This is a genomic window from Marinobacterium profundum, assembly GCF_001528745.1.
Taxonomy (GTDB): domain Bacteria; phylum Pseudomonadota; class Gammaproteobacteria; order Pseudomonadales; family Balneatricaceae; genus Marinobacterium_A; species Marinobacterium_A profundum.
Genome location: NZ_BCNS01000014.1, coordinates 1 through 1009, shown reverse-complemented (window position 1 = coordinate 1009; position 1009 = coordinate 1). Strand labels below are relative to the sequence as shown.

Below are 1009 nucleotides of genomic sequence, written 5' to 3'. Positions count from 1 at the left end.
CGACTGATCTTGCTGGGCGACCTGCAGGTCGGTACAGCCCCGGCTGAACCCTGGCGTTTTGATGAGGCACTGCAGGTGGCGCTGATGCAATTCCAGCGTCGGCACGGGCTGGCGGCGGATGGCGTTTGGGGGCGGCGTTCCCGTGCAGCACTTGAGGTCCCGCCAGGGATGCGTTACCGACAACTGCTGTTGAATCGCGAGCGCCTGGCACAGTTCGAGGCGCAGCGCGGGAATGAAAGCACCTATGTGGTGGTGAATATCCCCGCTTTCGAGATGCGCTATTTCGAGCCAGGGCAGCCGGTGCTGCAGATGCGCGCGATTGTCGGCAAGCTCAAGGCGCGGACCCCGCTGCTGGTCAGTGAGATTAACTCACTGGAGTTGAGTCCAGACTGGAACGTGCCCAGCGGCATCGCCTACCGCGATATAGTACCGGATATGGAAGCGTCGCCGGATGCGCTGCAAAGCAAGGGTCTTGAGCTGGTGGTCGGGTACGGTGCCGGTATGCGCGCCTTGCCGCTGAATGAACTGGATTTTGAGCGACTGTATCGCGGCCCGAGCCCGCAGCAGCGCTTCTGGCAGGCGCCGGGGCCCAAAAATCCGCTGGGTCAGCTTAAGTTCAACTTCCCCAACTCCTATCAGGTGTACATGCACGGCACTCCGAGCGCGGGGTTGTTTAACAAGCCAGTGCGGGATCTGAGTTCGGGTTGTATTCGCATCGAGTATCCGGATCAGCTGGCCAAGCGCCTGTTTGGTCTTGCCGGTCGCGATCAGGTGTCGCGACTCGAGCGGGAGATTGCCAAGGGCAAGAACCGCGTACTGTCTCTACCAGCGCCTGTGCCTGTCTATACCACCTATTGGACCGCCTGGCTGGAAGATGACGGCCAGGTGCAGTTTCGTGATGATATCTATGGTCACGATCTGGATGAAGAAAAGGAGCTTTCAGTGACTCAGCAGGCCCGTGTTGCCGGGCCCTGAGATAGTGTCTATTCCTAGCCCCTAGTGTAGTGTT

The 1009-nt window shown here is 59.9% G+C and carries 1 protein-coding gene; it reads left to right on the top strand.

The features are described from left to right. Positions 1 to 975 (top strand): L,D-transpeptidase family protein (locus tag MPRO_RS01100; protein ID WP_158651712.1); only part of this gene is annotated, 975 nt, incomplete at its 5' end. Positions 976 to 1009: the final 34 nt, after the last annotated feature.